This window comes from Campylobacter concisus (assembly GCF_002912425.1).
In the GTDB taxonomy this organism is placed as follows: domain Bacteria; phylum Campylobacterota; class Campylobacteria; order Campylobacterales; family Campylobacteraceae; genus Campylobacter_A; species Campylobacter_A concisus_AH.
Window position 1 is genome coordinate 18,347 of the sequence record NZ_POYR01000101.1, and the last position, 22,033, is coordinate 40,379.

Here is a 22,033-nt window from a genome sequence, read left to right on the forward strand (position 1 = left end):
CTCCTTGATTAAGATTTTGTAAAAGGATTATAATATTAATAAAATTTATCAAAAATAAATTTTGGATATAAATTCTCTTTTTTAATAAATTTTATTATTTAGAGTAGGGTGATTTTAAATTTAACTCTGCCAAGAGAGCAAAAACGTAGTCTCGCCATCAAGCTCGCTTGTGCATTTTACGGTGATGCCATTTTTCTTGCAGCACTCTTTGACTAAATTTAGCCCTATACCAAAGCCGCCTTGATCGTCGTTAAATCTCGTGTATCGATCAAAAATTTTCATCTGATCCTCTTTGCTGATGCCGCGTCCAGTGTTGCTTATGCTAAAGAAATTTGGCTCTAAAACGATGCTAACCTTTGAATTTGGTGCTGCATATTTTGAAGCGTTGCTAAGAAGGTTGTCTAAAATTTTACTCATATCTTCAAGGTCTGCGTTTATGAAGCTTGGCTTTAAACTAGCCTCTATCTTAAGTCCGCGTTTGGCAAAAAATGGCGAGAAGTAGCTAAGTCTTTGCGTGGTTAGTAAATTTAGATCGATTAGCTCTTTTTTGCTTGGTTTATCTAGGTTAAAGCTTAGATGAACGAGCGCGTCATAGATGCTACCTAGGCTCTTTGCAGCAAGGCTGATGTTGTTAAAGCGCTTTAAATTTCGCTCATTTAGGTTTTCAAGATCAGCCGTTTCTATACTCATCGAGATGACGCTTAGAGGCGTGTTTATCTCGTGAGTTGAGTCTTTTATGAAGTGATTTAGTGTATCTATCTTTTCATAAAGTGGCTTTAGGCTTAGTTTTGCTAGGTAAAAGGCGACAAAGAGCAGGGCAAAAAGGAAAAAGAGTGCCTTTAGTGTGGTCGAAATTTGCAAGGATAAAATTTCGCCGTTGATATTTTTGCCAACTAGAAAGATGTCTGCGCGTGCGAGCTCGTCTGTGGCGTTGTCCTCCATATACTGGATCTTTTCAAAGATCGCTACCTTGCCGTCTATCAAATTTACATTTTTGCCTTTGTTAATATTTTTGCACTCAAAATCTTTATAAATTTTCTCGTCATTTTCCAGCACGATACAAGCATGTACGCCCTTTTCGTTTGTGAGGCTTTTGACTGAGTCTAGACCACTCATCCTGGCTTTCATATATATGCCCATCTTGATCTCTTTTAGGCTTTTTACCTCATTTAAGATGAGTGCTTCTTTTTTATTTTGGTAGTCGTGTATAAAAAAATAGCTCAAAAATAGCACAGAGCTAACAAGATAAAGGGATAAAATTTTAAATAAAATTTGCGTCTTTTCAGACATAGATGTAGCCGTCTCCACGCTTGTTTAAAATGGCCTCTTTGCCTAAAATTTGGCGTAAATTTTTAATATATACACGAAGGCTAAGCTCGCTTGGCTCCTCGTCAAATTTCCAAATTTTATTAAAAATTTCATCTTTAGTTAAAATTTTGCCCTTGTTTTGCAAAAATAGGGCGAGCAGGTCGCTCTCTTTGCTCGAGATATTTACATTTTCGCCGTTTTTACTTAGAGTTTTGCTCTGTGGGTGAAAGCAAAGATCATCTAAAATTTTGATATCTTCGCCGTTTTGGTGTGAGAAATTTCTTTTTATGAGAGCTTGCATGCGGATAAGTAGCTCTTTTAGCTCAAATGGCTTTTTTAGATAGTCATCGCAGCCGCTTTTGTAGCCTTTTTCAAGGTCGTCTATGGTGTTTAGCGAGGTGGTAAATATGCTAGGTGTTGTGACGCCAAGCTCACGTAGCGATGAAAGTAGGGAGAAGCCGTCGCCTTGCGGGAGTTTGACGTCTAGTATAAGTAGGTCAAAATTTCGCTCGTATGCAAGATCTAGTGCGTCTTTGGCATTGTTTGTAGTGGTGACATCGTAACCATTTTCGCCCAGATACTCGCTTATTAGATCAAGTAATGTTTCATCATCTTCAACGAGCAAAATTCTGACCATCAAGTGCCTTTACATGCCTTTTTTCATTTCGTCTTTCATGCCCATGTCGTCTTTTTTCATACCCATGTCATCTTTTTTCATTTCGTCTTTCATGCCCATGTCGTCTTTTTTCATACCCATGTCGTCTTTTTTCATTTCGTCTTTCATGCCCATGTCTTCTTTTTTAGCTTCGTGTTTTTTGACAGGATGTTTTTTAGACATATCATCTTTCATCATCTGCTCTTTCTTCATCATCTCATCTTTGCCCATCTTGTCCTTTTGCATCATTTCAGTAGCATTTGCAAGACCGCCAAACATAAACATAGCACCAAGTGCAACTAAGATTAACTTTTTCATAAAGTCTCCTTTAAATTAAATTATGTTGCAATTGTAGTCACTTAGTGTGAAATAAGTGTGAATTTACGCAAATACAAAATAGATAACTGGAAGCGTGATAAATGAAAAAAGCACGCCAATAGCAACTGATGAGATGGCTAGTGAGCTATCAAGTCCAGCTTTTATGACCATCGCACTTGCAAGAGCTGATGTTGGCATCGCACATTGAAAGAGACCAACGACCCAAGTTTTGCTCATCTGGATACCTGAGACTTTTAATATGATGAAAAATACGATAGCTGGCAAGATCATCTTGCACAAAAGCACGACACTAACGCCTTTATATGAGCTTGTGATACTACTAAAGTTAAGACCAACGCCGATCGCAAAAAGTGCGACTGGAGTGACGCTACCTTCAAACATCCTAAGTGGCGCAAAGATAAAATCTGGAAGCGGGACTTCTTTTAAGATAAGACCCATAATGAGCGCTATAAATGGTGGAAATTTTAAAATTTTCATTGTATTTTGAAATAGCGAAACCTTCTCAGGCGCGGCAAAAGATAGGATAAGTGGTCCAAGGATCGAAAGCGGGATACCGGTGGCTATTTGATCGTAAAAGATGACCTCATTTACCATCTCGTCGCCAAAGAAGCCCTGAATGACAGGCATACCGACAAATAGGGTGTTACCAAAAAGGCTTAGCATGACCATACTGACGGTTGTTATTTTGGTAAATTTAAAAACCCTACCTATGACAAATGCCAAAGCGGCGCTAATGGCGGTTGAAGCAAAGCCAATAAGGATTGTGTTTATAAGCGAGGCATCGACATTTACGTGGTAAATTTTATCAAAGATTAGCGCAGGCATTGCAAAACAAAGGACAAAATCCACAAATGGGATCGAGTGCTTTTGCTCAACAATGCCGACTTTTTTAGCAAAAAAACCAGTTGCGATTATGAAAAATATTGCAAAAAGTGGTGTGAAATTCATAGCAGTCTCTTTTAAGTTTGGAATTTACAAAGAATTGATTATATGCCCCAAAAGATTAAATTACAATAAACTTTTTTGGATTTTACTCTTAAATTTAAACCCTAGTATCAACCTTTTTGTAAAATTTATCCCTCTCATCTATCTTTTCTTTATTTTTTAGATCGTTTTCAAGATAGCTGATATTATAAATTTCTCTTGCAGATATACTTTTGCCGCTATTTAGGCTGATTAAAAATTTGCTCTCAAATTTATTTGATATGTTGATGATAGCTATCGCTCCAGCATCTTTTAGGCTTGTGATCTTGCCACTTTGCATGACGCCGATATCATTGAAATTTAGCCCATTTAGTTGCGCATTATCCATCTTTTTTGCATCTAAATTTACGCTAGTTTTTAGCTCGCTTGGCGTATTTAGTTTGCCAGTGTCATTGTAAAGCTCATTTACGTCTAGCTCTCTGCCGCTATCAAATTTTAGTCTTATCGTGCCATCTTGATTTAGCTTCATAGCTATGACGCTATCGCCATCTCGTAGTGCAGTGGCGGCTGTGGCTTCATTTGCGCTAAAAGCCTTTTTTACCTTTTTTAAATTTGAGATGCTAAAATCAAGCCCAGTTGCTTGCTTAAATTCATTTTCCATTGCGATCATTTTGGCGGATTTTGTATCTTCAAGCTTTGATATGTAAGCGTCCGCATTTTCGTCAAATTTCTCTAAATTAGCACTAAGATTTTCTATCATCTTATTGTGTGCATCAAGCTCAGCGTTGTAGTCATTATAAAATTTCATAAAACTATCTTTTTGAAATTTTGTGTATGAGAAATTTTCATCTTTTTTGTGATCTTTGCTTGGCTCGATGATCGGGTTAAACTCGCTTAGTCTTGCGCTCTCATCAAAACCTATTTTTGTGTAAGCGAAATTTTTAAAAGAGCTATCCTTGCCAAAGATATTATTGTGCCTTAGATCGACCCAGCCGTCATTTTGAGCATATTTTTTAAAGAAATTATTTATATCATTTTTGCCTATCTTTTCATATCTATTTTCTGCAGCAAACAAGGTATTTGGGTCTGAGGCATAGTAGGAGTGTCTGTGATCGATCTCTTTTGTATCTACGTAAAGATCGGGGCTATTTGTGATTATTGCTTTATGGTTTAGCTCTTCTCTTGTTATTTGGTTGTGATTTATGACATTTGTGCTGATCAACTGCCTAAGATCAACTCTAGCCGTGACGTCACTTAACTTTGCTATTTTTTCATTTCCGTCTTTGTCGTATCCTCTTACTTTTAGCTTGTCAAAGAGTATATCTTTTTGGTCTAGTGTGCCGTCATTATTACTATCAAAGCTAAAAAGTGCGCTGTTGTTTTCTAGCTTTCCAATGCCTAGTTCATCATTATCGCCATAAATGTCTAAAAAGACTTCCACTTCGCCATAATTTGTTTTTAGAGTGTTTGAGTAGGCGTAGTCGTTTAAATTTTTAAATTTTGTATTTTCTAAGTAGCCACTTTTTAAGACAGGTAGCATGGTGGCGTCATCTGTGGCATTTATATTTTTAAAGTAGGCGTTTTTGCTAAAGCCATTAGAAGGTTCGTCTGAGTAAATTTTATTGTTGCTAGTTATTAAATTTTGCGAGTAATCTTTTAAAATTTCTTCTGCTTTTTGCGTTACTAGATGTTTGTTGTATTCTTTTATATCAGCCTCAGTTATGTAGATGGTATCTGTTTTATTTGCTTCATAAAGCTCGTTAAACTGGCTTAAATTTACTTTTGAACTATTTTGATCGCCATGATTTAAAAATCTTTTGGAGAGATTTTGCAAATCATCTAAATTTATAAAATCATACTTTTGCGGTGCAACATTCATCTAAAATCCTTTTAAAAATGTTGCAAATAATATCGGCTAAATTTATAAAATGTTTAAACTTATAATGGTGCCCGAGGTCGGACTCGAACCGACACAAGGTTGCCCTTATCAGATTTTGAGTCTGACGCGTCTACCAGTTTCACCACTCGGGCTAAGTTATGATTGAAATTTTAGATTTGTGAGAAGAAAGAAAAAGGGGAGACTTGCTCCCCGAAAAAGAAAATTATTTCTTTTTACCTTTTTTAGCAGCACCAGCAGCAACTGCTTCTTTAAGTTTTTTGCCAACTTTGAATTTGACTGCTTTGCTAGCAGGAACGTCGATTACCTTCTTAGTTCCAGGAACTCTAGCTTTCCTTGCAGCTCTGTCAGCAGTACCGAAAGTACCAAAGCCTATAAAGCTAATTGTATCGCCTTTTTCAAGAACCGCTTGGATTGTCTCCAAAGTAGCATCAACAACTTTTAGAGTATCTTTTTTTGAAAGACCAGCCTTGTCGGCAACCGCTTGAATAAATTCAGCTTTTTTCATGAACCATCCTTTTAAGAAGTTATGCGGCAATTCTACACTCTTTTAAAAAAAAATACAATACTTTTTCCCTAAATTTAGCTCTTTTTTTGCATTTTTTTAGTAAAAAAGACCAAATTTTGAACTTTCACTCGCAAATTTCAAACGTAAGCTCGTTTTTTAGCCCTATCTTTTTTATATCTACAAGCTTTAAATTTTCAAAATTTAAAGTCATTAGCTCATCTTTGTTTGTCACTTTAGCATTTGCGATCTGGCGCAAAACCTCACCTCTATAAGCTTTTGCGTGGTGGCTTAGTATCTTTTTGTTTTTTAAAAAACAAAATGTCGTAAATTCTTTCTTTATCACATAAAATTTCTCATAAAATTTAGCTCTAAGATCTAAAATTTCATCATTTTCTAAAAAATGATCGACTGCCTTGCTAAAATTTTGCTCATAAAATTTACAAATATCAAAGCCAGCTAGCTTTTCGCCTTGCTTTAGTTTATACTCAGCTATCTCATCTTTTGCTAAAATCGGCCCAAATAAATTTGAAAATATCAAAACATTATTATCTATATATTTTTGAGCCTCAACGCTTAGTCCGCGGTAGTTTAGGTGCTTATAGGCAACACCGTCATATCTTAAGATAGCTTTTATACTACCTTTTTTAGATAGACTCTCTCGCAGCTGCTCGCTATCTTCAAGCTCTTTTAATCCAAAAAGCTTTTTTATCTCGTCTAAATTTGCACTTTTTAAAAACTCATCATATCTTTTTAAAATTTCAGCCCTTTTGTCAAAAAGCTGAGAAAATATCAAATTTTTACCATCAAATTTATCATTTGTATTTAGAGAAATTTTGCTTTCGCTTGGTGGGAAGAGGATTTTTAACGCCATTTTCTTTCCTATTTTATATATGTAAATTTTTGCAGATTATACAATAAAACTTTTTTGCACTAAAAAAAATCAAATTTTCACCGATATATCACAAAGCGGAATTATTCTTGCTTAGAGTGAATAAAAATTTAGGGAAAAATTATGAGAATTACAAATCAACTACGTTTTAGTCAGACTTTGCACGACTATCAAAAAAATATGGTTGGCGTAAATAAAAGCTACCAGCAGCTCTCAAATGGACTTAAAATCCAAGATCCATACGACGGTGCTGCGGTTTATAACGATGCGATGAGGCTTGATTATGAAGCGACCACTCTCACTCAAGTGGCTGATGCTACCGGTAAGTCAGTAAATTTTGCAAAAAACACGGACAATGCGCTGAAAGAATTTGAAAAACAGCTTGAAAATTTTAAAACAAAAGTCGTTCAAGCAGCCAGCGACGTGCATAGCACAACGTCTCTTGAAGCTTTAGCAAACGACCTTCAGGGCATCAAAAACCACCTTGTAAATATCGCAAATACCTCTATAAATGGGCAGTTTTTATTCTCAGGTAGCGCCGTAGATACCAAGCCGATCGATGGCTCAGGCAAATATCAAGGCAACCGCGACTATATGAAAACTTCAGCTGGCGCGCAGGTTGAGCTTCCTTACAATATCCCGGGATTTGATCTATTTTTAGGAAAAGATGGTGACTACAACAAAATTTTAACAACAAACGTGATGCTAGCTGATCAAACTAGAACCGACATCTCCTATGCGCCAAAATATCTTGACGAAAATAGTAAGATAAAAAATATGATCGGTCTAAACTACGCTAGCGACTCAGTTGTTGGCAGTGACGGCTCTTATAAAGGCACGATCGAGCCAGATTTCGACTTTTTGGATACTTCAAATGTAAATTTCCCTGACACATACTTTTTCATGCAGGGCAAAAAGCCAGACGGCACGACATTTACAAGTAAATTTAAGATGAGTGCCGATACGTCAATGGCTGGTTTGATGGAGAAGATCGGTATGGAATTTGGCAACACAAAGACGACAAAAGTTGTCGATGTGAGCATAAATAACGACGGACAATTTAATATAAAAGACCTTACTAAAGGCAATCAAACGATAGACTTTCACATGGTTGCAGCAACTTCTGTGGCGGCAAATCGTGGTGCGATAGCTCCAAACAATACACTTGATACGATAAATTCGCTACAAAGTCTTGAAAATATGGCAAATGCTGTGCCAAAAACGGTTCATATAACTGAATTTACAAAGAGCAAATATCTTGATAAAGATGGAAATTTAACAAACGCCTTTGACTATGACAAGGTTAGATTTGAGCGAAAAGATAACGAGCTGGTAGCAAATTTACCACAAGTTGCTAGAAGAACGGGCGAGTTTGCAACCGATCAGACAAAGCTAAGCGAGGTCTCTGGCACAAAAGAGAGTTACAATAGAAATTTATACCCAAAAGATGTTGATGCAAGAAAGAGAGAGCTTTACAATATAGATAATCAAGAGATAGGTCTTCAAGTAAAATCAATCACTGGTACAATGTATGACATCAAAGTCAAAATGGGTGAAGCAGGTGGAGTAAATACCCCAGTGCAGTTTCAGATAACTTCAACAACTGCTGCTGGAGTGGTATCTCCAACTAGAAATTTGACCGTCTATAACTCAGATGAATTTGGTAGTTACAGAACCTATGCAAGTGACTTTACATACCGCCAGCTAATGGATATCGTAGCAATGGCTGCAAGCGATAATATCCCTGATCCTCAAAACGTAGAAAATGCAAACTTTGATACAGATATCGAAAAGGTAAGAAGAGATCAAAACTACAACGCCTATAAAGACGCTTTGTCAAAGACTAAAGGCGCAGTAGAGGTAAATTTAGATGATAAAGGCAGGATGGTGCTAACTGACAAAACAAAATCTGTCACAAATATAGAGCTAACCATGCATGATGCGAAAAATGGAGATATATTTGACGGAGATAGCACTGGCATGAACACCGCTGGTGCTGCAAGCCATCCTCAAGGCAAGGGCTCAGTATTTAGCTTTAACGAAAATAATGCTTTAACTATCGATGAGCCAAGCACAAGTGTCTTTCAAGACCTTGATGATATGATATTTGCCGTTAGAAATGGCTACTATAGAGCAGACGCTAACAATCACGACCCACGAAATACAGGCATGCAAGGCGCTTTAAAAAGGCTAGATCACTTGGTGGATCATGCAAATAAAGAGCTTACAAAGATAGGCTCTCAAACAAAGCTTCTAACTGCGACAAATCAGCGTGCAGAGGTCATGAAAGTAAATGTACTAACTGTTAAAAATGACGTCATAGACGCAGACTATGCAGAGTCATACCTTAAATTTACACAGCTTTCACTCTCATATCAAGCGACACTTCAAGCAAGCGCTAAGATAAATCAACTAAGCTTGCTAAACTACCTAAACTAAAATGATAAATCAGCAGGCCAAGCTTGCTGATTTTTTAAAAATTAAACTCAAGCGTGCTATAATAAGCCTTTTTAACAAAAGGATCTAAAATTTTAAGACATATATTATTTACTATTTTTGTTTGTTTTTTTATATATTTTGGTATCGCTACGGCTGCTCCGACTGCTGACTTTGTAGGCTTGCTTGGACAAAGTCTTGGCGTTTTTAACATTAAATATTTTGGACTTATCGCCTATGTTTATCCATTTTTACTTATCGCTTTAGGATATTTTGTATATAAAAATTTTAAGAAATTTGACTTTGATTTTGCCCAGTTTGTGGTTGGGATTTTTCTATTTTTTATCGCATTTTTGATGTTTCAAGCACTAACCACATCTGGGACAAATAGCGGCGTGATAGGTGGCTTTATAGTCTCAGCGCTAAAAGAAGTCATCGGCGCTATCGGCACTGCGGTTGCTATACTTATGATATTTATCATCTCTCTTGGGCTTGCTTTTAGAGAAAATTTTATCATCGTTTTAAGAAAGGCTTTTGTAGATAAAGAGCCAAATAGCTATGAAGAAAAAAGCAGAGGCGTAAAAGAGGTAAGGGCAAGGCAGATACCAAAGATAGAGCGCAAAAAGCCAAAAACCGACGAGATAAAAGAAGAAGAGCTTATAGACGCTCAGGTGCTAAATGATGATGAGCCAAATTTAGAGAGCGAGCCAGAGCCAGAGATGGAGCCGGCACAAGAGAGCAGACCTGCAACTATAAGTGGGGTTGAAATTTTAAATGAAGTGGCTGAAAACAAAAAACTTCTTGATCAGATAGAGCGCGGCAAGGTCGAAAAGCCAAAAGACTTTGTCTTGCCACCGCTTAAATTTCTAAACGACCCTCCAAAGCGCTCGCACAATATAAATGAAGCCGAGATCGACCAGCAAATTTCAAATTTACTCGATAAACTGCGTAAATTTAAGATAGATGGTGACGTGGTGCGAACTTATACTGGCCCTATTGTCACGACATTTGAGTTTCGCCCAGCCCCACACATCAAAGTGAGTAAAATTCTCACTTTACAAGATGACCTAGCGATGGCGCTAAAGGCTCAAACTATCCGTATCCAAGCGCCTATCCCTGGCAAAGACGTCGTTGGCATCGAGGTGCCAAATCAAAATTTAGAGACGATCTATCTAAAAGAAATTTTAGAAAGCGAAGTCTTTAAAAATGCGAGCAGTCCGCTAACCATGGCTCTTGGTAAAGATATCGTGGGTGCTCCTTTTGTAACTGACCTTAAAAAATTACCGCATTTGCTGATCGCAGGCACAACGGGATCAGGCAAGAGTGTGGGCATAAATGCGATGCTTCTAAGTTTGCTTTATAGAAATAGCCCACAAACTTTGCGTCTCATGATGATAGATCCAAAGATGCTTGAGTTTAGCATATATAACGACATCCCACACCTTTTGACACCGGTTATCACGGAGGCCAAAAAGGCGATCACAGCGCTTGCAAATATGGTCGCTGAGATGGAGCGAAGATACAAGATAATGAGCCAAACTCGCACAAAAAATATAGAGAGCTACAACGAAAAGATGAAGAGTGAAGGTGGCGAGCAGTTTCCATACATCGTCGTGATCATCGATGAGCTGGCTGATCTTATGATGACTAGTGGCAAGGATGTGGAGCTTTATATAGGCCGTCTAGCGCAGATGGCAAGGGCTAGCGGTATACACTTGATAGTGGCGACCCAGCGCCCAAGTGTCGATGTCGTGACTGGCCTTATAAAGGCAAATTTACCAAGCAGGATAAGCTACAGAGTAGGGCAGAGGATCGATAGTAAGGTCATTCTTGATCAAATGGGAGCTGAGAGCTTGCTAGGACGCGGGGACATGCTATTTACACCTCCTGGAAGCCCTGGAGTGATCAGGCTGCATGCGCCATTTGCTAGTGAAAAAGAGATCGAGACGATAGTAAATTTCTTAAAAGAGCAACAAGATGTGATCTATGACGAAAAATTTCTAGCAGAAGAGGGCTCTAGCGCAGGCTCGGCTGCTGGAGTATTAGGCGAAGATGAGCTTGATGAGCTATACGAAGAGGCAAAAGAGATCATCTTAAGCGAGCAAAAAACATCGATCAGCTACCTACAAAGACGCTTAAAAATAGGCTACAACAAAGCTGCAAATATAATCGAGCAAATGGAAAAAATGGGCGTTTTAAGTCCTGTAAACGCAAAGGGCCAAAGGGATATTTTAGTTTAAAAATGGCTTGGCTACTGAAAGGTATTCAAATTTATGAATAAATTTGAATACTGCGCTGCTTAGCAATGACTCTATAATATTGTTAGCTATAAAATATCTTTAAACTAGGCATCAAGCTGGAGCTAATAAATAAAAATCCTTGTGATTTTATCGAGCTTCCAAAATTTGACAATAAAAGATATTTTGATTACTCAATAGCCATTCAAAAACGCTTTATTAAAGCTATTTGTGAAAATACCGACCCAAGCTCTGATATATTTTTTTTCTTACTTCACGGCAGGCGTAAAAATGAAGTATTAAGCCTTAAATTTAGTGATATAAATTTTAAAACAAGAACTTATACTATCCCCTTTAAAATCAATAAGGCTAAAAGAGATATGATCTATAAGATGAGCGATGAGCTATATTCTAGGCTATATAAAAGGTATATAGTAGCCAAAGAGCAAAAACGTCTAAATGATTATGTATTTATCAATCCTATGACTGATGATAAATTTAAAGATTTACGTAAAAGCTGGGCTTCGCTTCTTAAAAGAAATAATCTTCCAAAGATAAGATTACATGATATTAGGTATTTAATAGGCACATACTCAATTAATTATCTTAAAATTCCTATTGAGCAAGTATCATTTACATTAGGGCATACAAATATAATTACTACTCAAAAATATATTACTGCAAACATCAAAAAATCTCAAGAAACTATCGAAATTTTACTAAATTCAATTTCAGATTAATTTAAGCGTTTTAAAAAGTGGCTCGGAGTGCCGATAAAATCGGTGTTTGGTTGCGGAGGACGGATTTGAACCGCCGACCTTCGGGTTATGAGCCCGACGAGCTACCACTGCTCTACTCCGCGATAAGAGTTGTTTGGGATTTTTAAAAGTGGATGGGGTAAGAGGATTCGAACCTCTGAATGACTGGACCAAAACCAGTTGCCTTACCGCTTGGCGATACCCCAATGTTTTTAAGAGTTGTAATTATATAGACTTTAATGCCATTTGTCAAGGTTTTTTAAAAAAAATATGTAAATTTATTTTATTTTTCAAAGTAGCTTTTTAAAAATTTAAAAATAAATAAAATACTTTTGTAGCATGTAAAATTTAACTATAGCTTTTAAAACCCATGCGAAAATTTACATGGGTTTATCTAGTTTTATGCCAAAAGTTCTTTTGCGATCATACTTATGCGTTTTGCTTCAGCACTCGCTCCGATCTCATCTTTTGCCATCTTCATCACAGCGCCTAAATTTTTACCAACCTTTTCAATTATGCTTTTTATCTTCTCTTTTAGCTCATCATCACTTAGCTGAGCTGGTAGATATGCCTTGATTAGCTCGATCTCGCTCTGCTCTTTTTTAGCTAGATCCTCTCTTGCTCCCTTTAGATAAAGCTCAACCGAGTCAGCTCTCTTTTTGATCTCTTTTTGAAGTAGCGGAAGCACGACCTCGTCAGTCATCTCGATCCTTTGATCAACTTCGACCTGCTTAAGTGCTGCATTTAGCGTCCTTAAGGTATCTCTTTTAAACTCATCTTTTGCTTTCATAGCCTCTTTTATGTCAGCCAAAATTTGCTCTCTTATGCTCATTTTCTCTCCTTTAAATTTTTGAAATCATAACTAAAATTTTGTGATAATTTCTTGAAAAATGCCTTGCAGATAAGCTGCTCCAACGCCCTCTCTAAGCCCATCGTCTATCACTATAAATTTCGCTTTTTGCCCGCTTAAAAGCTCTTTTAAAAGCAGCGTTCCAGCGATGAGCGGATACTTTCTGCTTCTTCCAACCGCCACGTCAGCGCTTTTGTCATCCATCTTTAAAAGCTCATTTACAAACCAAGCAAGATCGTCATTTTTAAGCTCATATCCACTCACTTTTTTTGGATCGTAGCTTTCATAGTTTAGCCCAAGCTTTAGTGCTGCGATAGTGGTTGGCACGCCAGAAGTTAGCACGATGAGCTTGTTATCAAGACTTGTTAAAAATTCCCTTGCCTCTTTTGTATAAATTTTTGCATTTTTTTTCATCAGATCAAGCGTTTTGAACCTCTCGTAAAAGGTGATGATGCCAAATTTAAAGCTTATAAATTTTCCCTCTTCGCCTATCTCGGAGCTTGCACCGCCGATGTCGATGATGCTAAATTTATCATTTATGCCAAGCTTTCTTAAGGCATTTTGCACGCCTAAAAATGTAAGTTTTGCTTCAGCTTGCCCGTCAATGATATGAAAATTTATGCCAAATTTCTCTCTTATCTCGCTAAAAATTTCTTCACTATTTGATGCTACTCTAAAAGCCTCAGTTGCGACTGCCACGCATTTAAATTTAGCAAAGTCAAATTTGCTTTTAGCCTCCGCTATCGCTTCAAAAAGCCTATTTTTAGCCTCCAAACCTATCTTGCCACTTTCGTTTAAGCCCCTTGCAGCTCCAACTATTTTTTCATAAATTTGCTCGTTACTAAAGCCATTTTGTACCTTTTTTATAAGCGCCACGCGAAAGGTGTTTGAGCCAAGATCGATCGCTATAACCAAAATTTATCCTTAATATTTTTGTCAAATTCTAACATATAATAATTTAGTATCATTTAAAGTGAGAAAATTCTAAAAACTTTAATAATTTTCAAGATATAATTTTGCCAAAAACTCTTACAAGGGGGCTTGATTGCTTCGAGATAACTTCTTGGCGTTAGTTATTTTTGCGATTTGCAGCGTTGGATTTTTCGTTTGGGGCTATCAATACATCCCGGCAAATAACTACTTTTTATTCTTGATCGCTGGTATGTTTGGTCTTTTTATGGCGTTTAATATCGGCGGAAATGACGTTGCAAACAGCTTTGGCACAAGCGTTGGCGCAAAAACACTCACACTAAAACAAGCTCTTGTAATCGCAGCCATTTTTGAGCTTAGCGGTGCGATATTTGCAGGATCTGAGGTTACAAACACGATTAGAAACGAGATCGTAAAATTTCCAAGCGATATAAATCCGATGAAATTTGTCATCATTATGATCTCAGCTCTTCTTAGCTCAGGTCTTTGGCTATTTTACGCCTCTAAAAAAGGTCTGCCAGTCTCGACCACTCACTCGATAGTTGGTGGCATCGTTGGTGCAGGACTTGCTATGGGATTTATGATAAAAGACCCTGAGCCATTTAATATGGTCTCTTGGGGTGAGATCGGCAGGATCGCCGTTAGCTGGGTCATCTCACCATTGCTTGGCGGCGTGATGTCTTACATTATATTTGGCTATGTAAAAAGCAAAATAATCGAGCCAACGCACGAACTAAAGACAAATTTAAAAGCACTAAAAGCTGAGAGAAAAGCCTATAAAGAAAGCTTCATAAAAGCGCTTAAAACAAAGCCAGCTGAGGAGCAGATAGCCACTCTTTCAAAGATCGCAGTTATCGATGAGGACGAGATCGAAACCACTGAATACAGCGAGTACCGCTCAAAAATTCGCATCATGAAAGATAGCGAAAAAGAGATAGATACCTTTAAAGCGATGAAAAAGCACATCCCGATCATCGCTGGATTTGCTGCAATGGTCATCTCGTCAATGATGCTTTTTAAAGGGCTTGAGCATATAAATTTAGCCTTTAGCATCATCCAAACAGTCTGGATCATCTTTGTTATCGGAGCTCTGGCGTATCTTGCAAGTCTTGCTATCATAAACGTCATGAGTAAAAATGATAGCGAAAAGAGCATCAATAGAATTTTCTCATGGTTTCAAATTTTTACCGCTTCATCTTTTGCGTTTTCACACGGCGCAAACGACATTGCAAACGCAGTTGGACCATTTGCTGCTGTGCTTGATGTGCTAAAGACTGGCTCTATAAACGAAAGCTCACCCATACCTAGCATCGCAATGGTAACCTTTGGCATCTCGCTTGTCGTTGGACTTTGGTTTTTAGGCAAAGAGGTGATCACTACTATCGGCTCAAAACTAGCTGAAATTTTACCTACGACTGGCTTTAGCGCGGAGCTTGCCTCAAGTATCGTCATACTTCTAGCTACAAAGCTTGGCATACCAGTTAGCTCGACGCATATCCTAATAGGTGCGGTTTTGGGCATTGGTATCGTAAATAAAAATGCAAACTGGAAAATGGTAAGACCTATCATCCTAGCTTGGCTCATAACGCTTCCAGCAGCTGCGATATCATCGGCTATATTTTATTTTGCCCTTGCTAAATTACTAGCTGTTTAGGAAAACACTTTGCTTGTAAATTTAAAATTTGCAAGCAAATTTCATTTAAACTAAAATTTGTAATTTTTACAGATAAAAACTATCAGAAAAATAAAATTTTACTTACATTATTTAATAGATTAATTTATTAAAGATTAATCAATTTAGGCTAAAATACGACCATTTCAACAAAAGGACAGCTATGAAAAAAGATGTAAAAAAAGTTGTTTTAGCATACTCAGGCGGACTTGACACAAGTATTATTCTAAAGTGGCTTCAAGACGAATACAAATGCGAAGTAGTCACATTTACAGCTGACATCGGACAAGGCGAAGAGCTAGAGCCTGCACGCAAAAAAGCCCTAGCGCTTGGCGTAAAACCTGAAAATATTTTTATAGAAGATCTAAGAGAAGAATTTGTACGTGATTATGTATTTCCAATGTTTAGAGCAAATGCAATCTATGAGGGCGAATATCTGCTTGGCACATCAATCGCACGCCCACTAATAGCAAAACGCCAAAGCGAGATCGCAAGACTTGTTGGCGCTGATGGCGTGAGCCACGGAGCAACAGGCAAAGGCAACGACCAAGTTCGCTTTGAGCTTGGCTACTACGCGCTTGGCGATAATCTAACTATCATCGCTCCATGGCGTGAGTGGGATCTAAACAGCCGTGAAAAACTCTTAGCATACGCTGAGAAAAATGGCATAGATATCACCAAAAAACCAGGCAAAAGCCCATACTCAATGGACGCAAATTTACTTCACATAAGCTACGAAGGCCTAGTGCTTGAAGATCCGAGCCACGCACCAGAAGATGATATGTGGAGATGGTGTGTTGATCCTAAAAATGCTCCAGATAAGAGCGAGATCATCGAGATCGGCTATGAAAAAGGCGATCCAGTGAGCATAAATGGCAAAAAAATGAGCCCAGCTGAAATTTTAACCGAGCTAAACCGCCTTGGCGCAAAACACGGCATCGGCAGACTTGACATCGTAGAAAACCGCTCAGTTGGTATGAAGAGCCGCGGCTGCTACGAAACTCCTGGTGGCACGATAATGCTAAAAGCTCACAGAGCGATAGAGAGCATCACACTTGACCGCGGTGCAGCTCACTTAAAAGATGAGATCATGCCAAAATATGCCGAGCTAATTTACAACGGCTACTGGTGGTCACCTGAGCGAAATATGCTCCAAGCTCTCATCGACAAGAGCCAAGAGCACGTAAATGGCTCTGTTAAAGTTGAGCTTTATAAAGGCAATGTGACTATCCTTGGCAGAAGTAGCAAAAATGATAACCTATTTAGCGAGGCATACTGCACATTTGAAGAAGATAGCGTTTATGATCAAAAAGATGCAGCTGGATTTATCAAATTAAACGCACTTCGCTTTATAATCGCACGCAAAAATGGGCGAAAATTTGACTAAAAATAAAATTTAAAAGGATAAAAATGAAAGTACTACTAATAAAAGATGTAAAGGCGCTTGGCAAAGCTGGCGAGATAAAAGAGGTAAAAGACGGCTATGGCAACAACTTCTTAATCGGCAAAGGCTTTGCAAAAGCAGCCACTCCAGATGTCCTTCGTCAATACGAAGCAGCTCAAAAGAGAAAGGCTGAAGAGCTAAAATATGAGATCGCAAATTTAGAAAAACTAAAAGAAGAGCTTGCAAAAGTGACAGTCGTCGTCAAGAAAACTCTTGGTGCAAATGGCTCGCTCTTTGGCTCAGTTTCAAAAGAGGAGATCGCAGCAGAGCTTGAAAAGACACATCATTTGGTAGTTGAGAAAAAGGCTATCGACCTGGACACTCACCTAAAAGCAGTTGGTCTTTATGATGTTTCTATAAAGCTTGGTCACTCGATAAATGCGACCTTAAAGGTTGATGTGCAAGGAGAGTAGATGTTTCATGCGACAACCATCTTAGCCTACAAAGGCAAAAATAAAGCGGTCATCGGCGGCGATGGACAGGTAAGCTTTGGCAACACCGTCTTAAAGGGCAACGCCGTAAAAATCCGCAAAATTCACAACGGCAAAGTCCTAGCTGGATTTGCTGGCAGCACTGCTGATGCGTTTAATCTCTTTGATATGTTTGAGAAAAATTTAGAGCATACAAAGGGCGATTTGCTAAAGGCGGTGATAGAATTTAGCAAAGAGTGGCGCAAAGACAAGTATCTAAGAAAGCTTGAGGCGATGATGCTTGTGCTTGATAGGGATAAAATTTTCTTACTTAGTGGCACTGGAGATGTTGTTGAGCCAGAAGATGGCAAGATAGCAGCTATCGGAAGCGGCGGAAACTACGCACTTTCAGCGGCTCGTGCCCTAGATAAATTTGCTGATATCGACGAAGAGGAGCTAGTCAAAGAGAGCCTCAAGATCGCTGGCGAAATTTGCATCTATACAAATACAAACATCAAAACTTATGTTTTAGAATAAGAGAGAAAATGAACTTAACACCAAGAGAAATTGTTAAATTTTTAGATGACTATGTAATCGGTCAAAAGGACGCCAAAAAGATCATAGCGATCGCACTTCGCAACCGCTATCGCCGCATGAAGCTTGAAAAGAGCTTGCAAGATGACATCATGCCAAAAAATATATTGATGATCGGCTCAACTGGCGTTGGTAAAACTGAGATCGCAAGGCGTCTTTCAAAGATGATGGGGCTGCCTTTTATCAAGGTCGAGGCTAGCAAATATACCGAGGTTGGTTTTGTTGGTCGTGACGTTGAAAGCATGGTAAGAGACCTTGCCATGGCATCATATAATCTCGTAAAAAACGAGCAAAGCGAGAAAAACCAAGACAAGATAAATGCCTACATCGAAGAAAAGATCGTCTCAAAGCTACTTCCGCCACTTCCAAAAGGTGCAAGTGAAGAGAAGCAAGCAGAGTATGCTAAGAGCTATGACAAGATGCTAAATAGGCTAAGAAACGGCGAGCTTGACGAGCTAAGTATCGAGATCGAGGTGCAGCAAAACCCACTTGAAGCTGGCTCAAACGTGCCACCTGATATGGCGCAGATGCAAGAGAGTTTTATAAAGATAATTGGCATCGGTGGCAAGAACATCAAAAAAGAGATGAAGGTAAAAGACGCCAAAAAAGCCCTTCAAAGCGAAGCAAATGATAAAATTTTAGACCTTGAGAGCGTAAAAACAGAGGCTTTAAGAAGAGCTGAAAACGAGGGCATCATCTTTATAGACGAGATCGATAAGGTAGCCGTTGGCTCAGGTAGCTCAAACAGGCAAGATCCTAGCAAAGAAGGTGTGCAAAGAGACTTGCTACCTATCGTTGAGGGATCAAATGTAAATACTAAATTTGGAAATTTAAAGACAGATCATATTTTATTTATCGCAGCTGGCGCCTTTCATATAAGCAAGCCAAGTGATCTCATCCCAGAGCTTCAAGGCCGCTTCCCACTAAGAGTTGAGCTTGATAGCCTTGATGAGGACGCGCTTTATCAAATTTTAACTCAGCCAAAAAATTCGCTTTTAAAGCAATACATCGCACTTCTTTCAACTGAAAATGTCGAGCTAGAATTTGACGATGAAGCGATAAAAGAGATAGCAAGGATCGCTCATGCGGCAAATGAAAAGATGGAGGATATCGGTGCTAGACGCCTTCACACTGTGATCGAGCGCGTGATAGAAGATATCAGCTTTGAGGCTAGCGAAAAGAGCGGCGAGAAGATAAATGTGACACAAGAGCTTGTAAAAGAGCGCTTAAAAGATGTGGTTGAGGATCAAGATCTAGCGAGGTACATACTTTGAAATCAGGCTTTGTTAGCATCATAGGACGCACAAATGCTGGCAAAAGCTCGTTTTTAAATGCCTTATTAAACGAAAAGATCGCCATTGTCTCGCACAAGCAAAACGCAACTCGCAGAAAGATAAATGGCATCGTAATGAACGGTGAAGATCAGATCATCTTCACCGACACGCCAGGGCTTCACGAGAGCAACAAGGCGATAAATCAACTACTAATTGGCCAAGCTATAAAATCGATGGGAGACTGCGATCTCATCGTATTTTTAGCGCCTATCCATGATGACACAAGTGACTACGAGAAATTTCTAGCTCTAAATCCTGAAAAACCACACATCTTAGTGCTAACAAAAGTCGATGAGAGCTCAAATGCAAAAGTACTTGAAAAGATCACTCAGTATCAAAAATTTCAAGATAAATTTGCAGCGCTTCTTACTTTTAGCACCAAACAGCCTACCTATAAAAAGCCACTTCTTGATGAAATTTGCAAGCTTTTGCCAGAGCATGAGTACTTTTATGATCCAGAATTTCTCACACCGACAAATGAAAAAGAAATTTTTAGAGAATTTATACTTGAAGCGATCTATGAAAATTTAAGCGATGAGATCCCATATCTTAGCGATGCGATCATAAAAAGCGTAAAAGAAAAAACAGGCATAACTGAAATTTATGCTAGTATCATCACAGAGCGTGACATTCATAAAAGCATGATCATCGGGAAAAATGGCGAAACCATTAAAAGAATAGGAATTTTTGCAAGAAAGTTAATACAAAATTTAACCAACACAAAGGTCTTTCTAAAGCTCGATGTAGTCGTTAAAAAAGGCTGGAGTAAAGAAGAAAAGAGCCTAAATCAGATAATCGGCTATTGATTTTTTATTTTAAAGATATTAAAATACCCAATATAAGCGTTTAGGAAGGTTTTTTGATTCATGATGAATATTAAAAAAAATAGTGAAATTTCTATAGTTGCACTAGACCCGTATGACTATAAAGGATTTCGTTATCATAACAGCAATGTAGAAGCTTTTAACTTTTCAAAAACAGTCAATAAACGCGACTTTTTCATCTCATACATAAAATTTAAAGACTTAAAAACAACAACATTTTTTATCCCTAGAAGCGTTGATAACGACACCCTCTATGAGGAGCTTTATTCAAAAGCCTATGCGGAGCTCTCACTTGATCCTGCGCTTGATAATAAGATATTTTTCTCAGAAGGCACTACAAAAGCTCAAGAGAGAATTTTTACTGTTTTTGCTATCACAAATGAAGATATAAATTCGACCTTTAAAGCAGTTGCAAAAAAAGTCCCATATATCGACTACCTCGCGCCTGAGCCTTTGATATACTCTGCTATTTATAAAAAAGGCTTGCTTCCTAGCACACAAGCAGACTGCTTTATAGCGCTTAGAAAAGATGAATCATTTTTAAGTATATATTTAGATGGTGATTTTTTTACTGCTAGAGAAATTCGCTATAACCTAAACTATCTTAAAGATAAATTCTTAGAGCAAAGTGGCGATCGCTTGAGTGATGAAAAATTTATTGAAGTTTTGTCTCAAAGAGGACTTGTAAATAAAGACGATGATGGCTTTAACTACGATCTAAACACTGTTTTTGAAGATTATATCTTTTACTTTAACGATATTTTAAACATTATAAATAGCCAAAATGGCATATCTATAAAGAAAATTTACATAGATTGCGACTATGAGATCAAAAATTTTGCAAATTTCATCTCAACCAAACTTGGTTTGGATGCAGAGTATATAAACATAAAAGTTGCGATAAACAACAAAAACTATACTATAAACGAGCGTTATAACGTTATGGCTTTATTTGGTAGATTTTATACCAAAGAGCCATTTTATGAGAATTTTAACCTCTCAAATATGCTTCGCCCAGATCCGTTTGTCAAAAGAAAAAGTGGCAAATTCTTGCTCACTTGCGCTGCGGCATTTGCGCTAAGTATGTTATATCCAGCTTACAACTACATAGCTGGTCTTGTTTTAGAAAAAGACAGCGCAAGACTAAATGACGAATATAGCGTCCTAAACGCACAAGAGATGCAGATAAAAGAGACACTAGCTAAAATTTCAAGAGAACAAGAGGCAGTAAAAGAGCAGACTCAAAAAGAGAATGAAAAGCTAAATTTTAGAAAAGGTCTGCTTGCTGAGATCGAAAATAAAAAAGATAATTACGCTATGAAGGGTTTAAATCTTTTTAAAATTACCGATATTTTAAATCTAAACGCAGTTCATATCACAAACATCGTAAATAACGATAGAAATTTGACCATAACTGCAGTTAGCGATAATGAAAAAAGGATAACCCAGTTGATCAAAGATATCAGCAAAGATGAAAAATACTTGGTAAATACTAAAAAAATTCGCTCTGATGACGCTAAACACGAGTATGAAAGTAATATAAGCATAGAGATTAGACAATGAGACAAGATATTTTAAGCAAAATAGATCAATACTTTGATAGCAAAAAGCCAAACGAAACAAACCTCATTTTTCTTGGCTCAGCGCTTATTATAGCTTACCTTGTCTATATGCTATGCTTTGATCCTGCACAAAATTTCTTTGATGAAAAGCTTGATAAACATACGAGAATTTCTACAAAGCTAGAAAACACAAGAAACTATCTATCCTCAGTGAGCTCTCCTGATGGCGATAGAAATTTTAAGATAAATGAAGAAAATAGAAATTTAAGCAATCTAAAACTTCGCTACACGAATATTTTGAAATTTAATACCTATTTTGATTCAAAGCTTAAAGAGCTTTCTTTTTTGCTTTTTGACAATCAAAACTGGGCAAACTATATAGATAGTATCGTGCTTTTAGCAAAGCAAAATAATATAAAAATTTTAGAGCTTAAAAGTGGAGCTAAAAAACAAGTTTTAAGA

General features: G+C 37.7%; 20 protein-coding genes and 3 tRNA genes. 11 read left to right on the plus strand and 12 right to left on the minus strand.

Annotated elements, in window-relative coordinates:
* Window positions 1-120 precede the first annotated feature (120 nt).
* From CYP84_RS05180 to CYP84_RS05215, 8 genes are all read right to left on the minus strand, one after another.
* Window positions 121-1,290, minus strand: a complete 1,170-nt coding sequence (locus tag CYP84_RS05180; protein ID WP_103636884.1) for a sensor histidine kinase — start codon at window positions 1,288-1,290, stop codon at window positions 121-123.
* Complete coding sequence (locus CYP84_RS05185; RefSeq protein WP_103636885.1) at window positions 1,283-1,945, minus strand: response regulator transcription factor; 663 nt, start codon at window positions 1,943-1,945, stop codon at window positions 1,283-1,285. Before CYP84_RS05185 ends, CYP84_RS05180 begins: the two co-directional genes overlap by 8 nt.
* A gap of 9 nt (window positions 1,946-1,954) precedes the next feature.
* On the minus strand, window positions 1,955-2,281 hold the full coding sequence (locus CYP84_RS05190) for a hypothetical protein (protein WP_021085558.1): 327 nt from the start codon (window positions 2,279-2,281) through the stop codon (window positions 1,955-1,957).
* A gap of 63 nt (window positions 2,282-2,344) precedes the next feature.
* Window positions 2,345-3,250 (minus strand): AEC family transporter, encoded by a 906-nt coding sequence (locus CYP84_RS05195; protein WP_103636886.1) that lies wholly within the window; start codon window positions 3,248-3,250, stop codon window positions 2,345-2,347.
* 94 nt (window positions 3,251-3,344) lie between these two features.
* The gene (locus CYP84_RS05200) at window positions 3,345-5,105 is read right to left on the minus strand and encodes a response regulator (protein ID WP_103636887.1); all 1,761 of its coding nucleotides are present in this window, start codon (window positions 5,103-5,105) and stop codon (window positions 3,345-3,347) included.
* Window positions 5,106-5,170: 65 nt separating this feature from the next.
* Window positions 5,171-5,257, minus strand: a tRNA-Leu gene (locus tag CYP84_RS05205).
* Between the two features lie 71 nt (window positions 5,258-5,328).
* Window positions 5,329-5,631: an HU family DNA-binding protein gene (locus tag CYP84_RS05210; protein WP_012001719.1), complete on the minus strand. Its 303-nt coding sequence runs from the start codon at window positions 5,629-5,631 to the stop codon at window positions 5,329-5,331.
* Window positions 5,632-5,755: 124 nt separating this feature from the next.
* Window positions 5,756-6,502 (minus strand): YaaA family protein, encoded by a 747-nt coding sequence (locus tag CYP84_RS05215; protein WP_103636888.1) that lies wholly within the window; start codon window positions 6,500-6,502, stop codon window positions 5,756-5,758.
* Between the two features lie 141 nt (window positions 6,503-6,643).
* On the opposite strand from CYP84_RS05215, the gene CYP84_RS05220 reads away from it, so the two are divergent.
* From CYP84_RS05220 to CYP84_RS05230, 3 genes are all read left to right on the plus strand, one after another.
* Entirely contained in the window at window positions 6,644-8,959 is a 2,316-nt protein-coding gene (locus CYP84_RS05220; protein WP_103636889.1) for a flagellin, read from the plus strand.
* A gap of 143 nt (window positions 8,960-9,102) precedes the next feature.
* Window positions 9,103-11,196: a DNA translocase FtsK 4TM domain-containing protein gene (locus CYP84_RS05225; RefSeq protein ID WP_430393509.1), complete on the plus strand. Its 2,094-nt coding sequence runs from the start codon at window positions 9,103-9,105 to the stop codon at window positions 11,194-11,196.
* A gap of 254 nt (window positions 11,197-11,450) precedes the next feature.
* Complete coding sequence (locus tag CYP84_RS05230) at window positions 11,451-11,933, plus strand: tyrosine-type recombinase/integrase (protein ID WP_223228648.1); 483 nt, start codon at window positions 11,451-11,453, stop codon at window positions 11,931-11,933.
* Between the two features lie 47 nt (window positions 11,934-11,980).
* Here CYP84_RS05230 and CYP84_RS05235 read toward each other — a convergent pair.
* The 4 genes from CYP84_RS05235 to CYP84_RS05250 all read right to left on the minus strand — a co-directional run bounded on the left by CYP84_RS05235 (window position 11,981) and on the right by CYP84_RS05250 (window position 13,716).
* Window positions 11,981-12,055: transfer RNA gene (locus CYP84_RS05235), tRNA-Met, on the minus strand.
* A 27-nt stretch (window positions 12,056-12,082) separates the two neighbouring features.
* A tRNA-Gln gene (locus tag CYP84_RS05240) sits at window positions 12,083-12,157 on the minus strand.
* Between the two features lie 194 nt (window positions 12,158-12,351).
* The gene (locus CYP84_RS05245) at window positions 12,352-12,783 is read right to left on the minus strand and encodes a GatB/YqeY domain-containing protein (RefSeq protein WP_009293851.1); all 432 of its coding nucleotides are present in this window, start codon (window positions 12,781-12,783) and stop codon (window positions 12,352-12,354) included.
* Window positions 12,784-12,813: 30 nt separating this feature from the next.
* The gene (locus tag CYP84_RS05250) at window positions 12,814-13,716 is read right to left on the minus strand and encodes a disulfide bond formation protein DsbA (RefSeq protein WP_103636891.1); all 903 of its coding nucleotides are present in this window, start codon (window positions 13,714-13,716) and stop codon (window positions 12,814-12,816) included.
* 130 nt (window positions 13,717-13,846) lie between these two features.
* On the opposite strand from CYP84_RS05250, the gene CYP84_RS05255 reads away from it, so the two are divergent.
* The 8 genes from CYP84_RS05255 to CYP84_RS05290 form a co-directional block, all read left to right on the plus strand.
* Window positions 13,847-15,385: an inorganic phosphate transporter gene (locus CYP84_RS05255; RefSeq protein ID WP_103636892.1), complete on the plus strand. Its 1,539-nt coding sequence runs from the start codon at window positions 13,847-13,849 to the stop codon at window positions 15,383-15,385.
* Window positions 15,386-15,566: 181 nt separating this feature from the next.
* Window positions 15,567-16,790: an argininosuccinate synthase gene (locus CYP84_RS05260; protein ID WP_103636893.1), complete on the plus strand. Its 1,224-nt coding sequence runs from the start codon at window positions 15,567-15,569 to the stop codon at window positions 16,788-16,790.
* A 23-nt stretch (window positions 16,791-16,813) separates the two neighbouring features.
* Entirely contained in the window at window positions 16,814-17,260 is a 447-nt protein-coding gene (gene rplI, locus CYP84_RS05265) for a 50S ribosomal protein L9 (RefSeq protein ID WP_021086217.1), read from the plus strand.
* Window positions 17,261-17,794 carry an ATP-dependent protease subunit HslV gene (gene hslV / locus CYP84_RS05270; protein WP_002940451.1) on the plus strand — a complete coding sequence of 178 codons (534 nt, stop codon included), beginning with the start codon at window positions 17,261-17,263 and terminating at the stop codon, window positions 17,792-17,794.
* Window positions 17,795-17,802: 8 nt separating this feature from the next.
* Entirely contained in the window at window positions 17,803-19,125 is a 1,323-nt protein-coding gene (gene hslU, locus CYP84_RS05275; RefSeq protein WP_103616611.1) for an HslU--HslV peptidase ATPase subunit, read from the plus strand.
* Window positions 19,122-19,991, plus strand: a complete 870-nt coding sequence (gene era, locus CYP84_RS05280) for a GTPase Era (protein ID WP_103636894.1) — start codon at window positions 19,122-19,124, stop codon at window positions 19,989-19,991. Before hslU ends, era begins: the two co-directional genes overlap by 4 nt.
* 60 nt (window positions 19,992-20,051) lie before the next feature.
* A complete protein-coding gene (locus CYP84_RS05285) occupies window positions 20,052-21,572 on the plus strand; it encodes a C4-dicarboxylate ABC transporter (protein WP_103636895.1) in 1,521 nt (506 codons plus the stop codon).
* Window positions 21,569-22,033 (plus strand): pilus assembly protein PilO (locus CYP84_RS05290; protein WP_103636896.1); only part of this gene is annotated, 465 nt, incomplete at its 3' end. The genes CYP84_RS05285 and CYP84_RS05290, both read left to right, overlap by 4 nt.